We start from the raw sequence: 4,839 nt of genomic DNA on the forward strand, positions 1-4,839 counted from the left end.
CGCGCCCCCCACCCCCACGACCGCCACCCCCACGGGGGCCGGCGCCGCCGCGGCCCCAGCCCGATGGGACTGGAGGCAGGCCGACGCTCCGCTGCTGTGGCGCTACCATCTGCACTACTGGGACTGGGCATGGGCATTCACCACCGAGGCTGTTCAGGGGCCGGCGATGTTCGCCCGGCTGTATCTGGCCTGGCGGACCTCGGTGGCCCTAGGCGATCCGGTTGCCTGGTCGCCCTATGTCGTGTCGCTCCGGGCCTGGACGCTGTGTGCCTTGTGGCCCCGGCTCGCGCGGGGAACGCCCGCCGAGATGGCGGTCCTCGCCGACCTCGGCGTCTGCCGGTCCTTCCTGCGCACTCATCTGGAGACCGACGTCGGCGGGAACCACCTGCTGAAGAACTACAAGGCACTGATCGGGCTGGCGGTCGCCGATGACGACGCCCGCGGCCGCCGACGATGGGTCGACGCGCTGCTGCGCGAGCTCGATCGGCAGGTCCTCAGCGACGGTGGACACTACGAACGCTCCCCTACCTATCACTGTCAGGTGCTGGCCGACCTCGACGACGTCGCCGGGCTGCTCACCGCGGCGGGCCACGCGGTGCCCGGCGCACTGCTCGACGCGGCCGGCAGGATGCGGGCCTGGCTGACGGCCGTGCTCGGACCGGACGGTATGGTTCCCACGCTCAACGACGGATTCGCGGTGCCCGCCGAGGCCCTGCGGCTGCTTCTCCCGGCTCCGGTGAGATCGACGCCGATCTCCGTCCAGGGTCCGGGTCCGGGTCCGATCCCAATCCCGGCACCGCGCCCGGCCGAGATGCCGACCTCGACGCCGCAGCCGACCGTGGGGACCGCGCACCGTCCGCGGACGCCCGCATCTGACCAGACCGGCGGCCTTCTGCTGGTCGACAGCGGTCTCGCCGTGCTGACGGCGGGACCGTGGCATCTGCTCGCCGACGTGGGCCTGCCCTGTCCCGAGGACCTTCCGGCCCACGCCCACGCCGACACCCTCGCGTTTCTGCTCTGGCACGACGGCCGGCCGCTCCTGGTGGATACCGGGACCTCGACCTACGCCCCCGGACCGGACCGGGACGCCGAACGTGGTACCGCCGCCCACTCGACCGTCATCGTCGATCACGCCGACTCGACCGAGGTCTGGGGCGCGTTCCGGGCGGGCCGCCGGGCCCGTCCCACTCTTGTCACGATGCGCCACCACGAGAACGTGGCGACGTTGGCCGCCGGCCATGATGGCTACCGCCACCTTCCGGGGCGACCCGTGCACTGGCGGACGTGGCGACTCGACCCGAGTGGGTTGTCCGTCGACGATCGGATCACCGGGGAGGGCCGCCACCACGTCGAGGTGCTGTTCCACTTCGCCCCCGGGGTGTCCGTCACCGCCGCGGCGGTCGATACCAGGCAAACCAGTACCGCTTCGAGCGGGACCACTTCGAGCGGGACCAGCCGGAACGCGGCCACCCGGAGCGGGGCCACGGAGGCGCTCACGGTGAGCACGTCCCAGGGACGGCTGGTCCTGCGGGCCGGCGGACCGGGGCGGTGGGTGGTGCGCTCCACCCGCCGGGCGGTCGGATGGAGCCGTACGGTGCCGGCGTACACCGCCGCGTACGTGATCGATACCGAGCTGCCTGTCGCGGTACGCACCACGGTCGTCCACGAGGTCCGCTCCGGCAACCTGCGCTCCGGCGACTTGCGCTCCGGCGACACGGAATCGTCGCCCGCCCGCCTCTGACGCACACCCGGACCTGACCCACCCCGGTCACACCGCATCACCACGAAACCGAACAAACTGCCCGACAGGAGAACACCGTGCCGACCCTGTCCGCCCTACGCCCTTTCGCGGAACGGCTCACCCACCATCTGGTGGTGGCCCGCCGCCTGCCGCCGCCCTTCCAGGCGACGCGCATCTACGTCTCTTCCGAGGCGGGTCTGAAGTATCTGCGCCCCAGTCTCGCCGCCGTCGATCCGGTCCTGACCGACCTGGTCGGCGAGGTCGTGCGCCCCGGCCACGTGGTCTGGGACATCGGCGCGAACGTGGGACTGTTCGCCTTCGCCGCCGCGTCCGCCGCGACGTCGTCCGGCACGGTCGTCGCGGTCGAGCCCGACACCTGGCTGGTCGGGATGTTGCGCCGGTCGCAGACACGGTCACCACGCCGCGGCGGATCATCGGCCACCGATGGCCGTGCCACGGTGAAGATCCTGCCCGCCGCGGTCGGCGCGGCCCCGGGGATCAGCACGTTCCACATCGCGAGTCGCAACCGCGCGACCAGCCATCTGGACGGATTCGGCAGCAGCCAGACCGGCGGCACCCGCGCGGCGCAGCTCGTGCCGACCTTTACCCTGGACGGCCTGCTCTCCCATTTCCCGGCACCGGACGTCGTGAAAATCGACGTGGAGGGGGCCGAGCACGCGGTCCTCAGCGGTGGGCGCCGGCTTCTGGGCGACATCCGCCCGACCGTGATCTGCGAGGTCACCGGACGCAACGCCGAGGCCGTCGGCGACCTGCTGCGCGGGCACGGGTACCGCATCGTCGACGCGGAGGTTCCGCCGCCGGCTCGGCGATTCCTGACGGCGGCACCCTGGTCCACGTTGGCCGTGCCGGACGTCCCGCCCGCCACCGCGCGACCCGCGTCCGGGCAGGTTCCCGAACCCCTGGTGCGCGCATGAGGACCACGGCGGTCATCGTCCACTGGGGGCCGACCGCGCCGACGATGGATCTGGCCGCGCAACTGGCGGCGATACCTCGGATCAGCGAGGTCGTCGTGGTGGCGAACGATCTGCGAGGACGGCCCGACGGCCTCGGGGAGGAGACGGCCTGGCTCATCCCCCCCGGCAACCTCGGTTTCGGCGGCGGCTTCCGGCACGCGTGTGACGCCTATCCAGCCACCGACTGCTATCTCCTGCTCAACAATGACGTCCAGCTCGTGCCGGCCACCGTCGACGCCTGTCTGGAACTGCTGTCCCGCCCGGACGTGGGCATCGTCGGACCCACTCTGGTCAACGCCGACGGTCTGCATCCGGGCTTCGCCGGACTCACCCGCGTCTTCACCGTGCCGCGCGCCCGCCGGACCCCCACGGACCACGCCGATGACGTGCCGTGGGTCACCGGCGCGATCACCTTTATCAAGGCCGAGTGTCATCGGCAGGTGCCGATGGCCGTTCGGTACTTCCTGTACTACGAGGACGTGGATCTCTGCCACCGCGCTCAGGCGGCCGGGTGGCGTGTCCTCGTCAGTCCGGCCCAGGCCTGGCACACTGGTGGTGGGACGGTACCCAGCAACGGCTACACCTACTACACGGTGCGCAACCGGCTGTGGTTCGCCCGCCTCCACGGCCGCCCGCGGCAGGTGGCGCTGGTGACCGCCTGGCTGCTCCTGGCGGTGCTGCCCCGGGTCGCCGTGTCCGAGCTGGTGCGCCGGCGCGGAATCGTCCGCGTCCACTGCGGCCTGCGCGGCGTCGTGGACGGTCTCGCCCGCATCCCCGACATCGACCAGACCCTGCCCGGGGAACCCCGGGCGTCCCTGTGGAGTACGTGGACGCGCGAGGCCCGCTCCGTCCCGCGTCCTCGCCCGGCCCGGGACCGGCCGATCGGTCCACCGGACCCCGCGGGGGGAACCGACCGGCGGGAGAAGGCGGCCCGCACGGGGGAGCTCACCCGTCCCGGCTGAGCGTGACCACCACCCCGTGGCGGTCGACCACCTGGAAGCCCAGTCCACGCGCGGCGTCGAGCAGGTCCGCCGCGGTGACGGGCCGTCCCTCGAAGGTCGTGTCGTGCATCTCGAACACCGCTCGACGGCACCGGTCCAGCGCGCCCGGATCCCCCAACAGAAACGACGCCTCCGCACCCTCGATGTCGCTGACGAGGTCGAATTCCGCGATCCTCCTGCGTACCAGCAGGTCCCGAAGCGTGGCCGCCGGAATGGTGACGGTCCGCCGCGACGCGTCGTCCCACAACCGGGAACCGAGGTTGTTCCCGACGAGGGCGAACGCCACCGGGCCCACGGCCTGCGTGATCGCCCTGTTCTCCACGTCCAGGGTGATGTGCCCGGCGTACGCGGCCAGGCGTCGCGTGAGGCCCTCGATGAGGTGAGGGTTTGCCTCCACGCACACCAGCCGCGAGCCGGGGGCCAGCCGCGAGGCGATATGCGCGCTGGTGATGCCCAGACTCGCACCGAGTTCCACGACGGTGCCCGAGGTCGTGAGATGACGGCGGATCATCCGAATCTCGGCCCCTTCGTACAGCCGCCAGAACAGCGCCGCCCGCGCCTGCGGGGTGAAGTCGCGGTCAGCCACGTCGAAACGCAGCCCGTGGTTGGGGACCCGGTTGCGGGTGGCCGCCGCGATGACTGTCCCCACCGCCGGGGACGTCAGGACACCGGCGATCGAGATCTTGGTTCGGTAAAGAACATCACTGGCGTCCATGAGTAGGATCTTTTCCCTTCGTTACGGGCCGGGCACCGCCGTAGGCGAAACGTGCCGTCAGGAACAGCACGGCCAGCTGGATGGGCAACGCCGCGAGGAGGTCCCCCACGCTGCTCTCGGAGTTGACCAATTGGAGGAAGAGCGGAACGAAGATCACGATGTAGCGCAGATCCTTCGCCGGGTCCCACGCCTCGTCGATCAGCCGGAAACCGGCGCCCAGCAGTGCCATGCCGACCAGCAGGGGAAGCAGGCCCCCGTGCAGATAGAGGTCGGTCTGGGGGGAGACGGCGGCCGCGGAGTAGATCCGGGCGTTCCCCGAGAGGTACTGCTGTTTGAACTCGTAGCCGGTGGCCCTGATCGGTTTGTCGGGCCAGACCGCCCGGGGCACGGCGGTCAGGACGGGCCAGG

General features: G+C 71.3%; 4 protein-coding genes and 1 pseudogene. 3 read left to right on the forward strand and 2 right to left on the reverse strand.

Annotated features, from left to right (window positions below):
* The 3 genes from ACY45C_RS13105 to ACY45C_RS13115 form a co-directional block, all read left to right on the forward strand.
* Window positions 1–1,741 (forward strand): heparinase II/III domain-containing protein (locus ACY45C_RS13105; protein WP_462187902.1); only part of this gene is annotated, 1,741 nt, incomplete at its 5' end.
* Between the two features lie 77 nt (window positions 1,742–1,818).
* Window positions 1,819–2,676 (forward strand): FkbM family methyltransferase, encoded by an 858-nt coding sequence (locus ACY45C_RS13110; RefSeq protein ID WP_462187903.1) that lies wholly within the window; start codon window positions 1,819–1,821, stop codon window positions 2,674–2,676.
* Window positions 2,673–3,677, forward strand: coding sequence for a glycosyltransferase (locus ACY45C_RS13115; RefSeq protein ID WP_462187904.1), 1,005 nt, complete (start codon window positions 2,673–2,675; stop codon window positions 3,675–3,677). Before ACY45C_RS13110 ends, ACY45C_RS13115 begins: the two co-directional genes overlap by 4 nt.
* Here ACY45C_RS13115 and ACY45C_RS13120 read toward each other — a convergent pair.
* Entirely contained in the window at window positions 3,661–4,431 is a 771-nt protein-coding gene (locus ACY45C_RS13120) for an FkbM family methyltransferase (RefSeq protein WP_462187905.1), read from the reverse strand. The two genes, ACY45C_RS13115 and ACY45C_RS13120, sit on opposite strands and share 17 nt — an antisense overlap.
* A pseudogene (locus ACY45C_RS13125) lies at window positions 4,418–4,839 on the reverse strand (hypothetical protein); the annotation flags it as partial. The pseudogene ACY45C_RS13125 and the gene ACY45C_RS13120, both read right to left, overlap by 14 nt.

Source organism: Frankia sp. CcWB2, assembly GCF_977927585.1.

Excerpts from the sequence above, each read along its gene's own strand:
- ACY45C_RS13115 (WP_462187904.1), top strand. The coding sequence starts at position 2,673 with ATGAGGACCACGGCGGTCATCGTCCACTGGGGGCCGACCGCGCCGACG.
- ACY45C_RS13120 (WP_462187905.1), bottom strand. The coding sequence starts at position 4,431 with ATGGACGCCAGTGATGTTCTTTACCGAACCAAGATCTCGATCGCCGGT.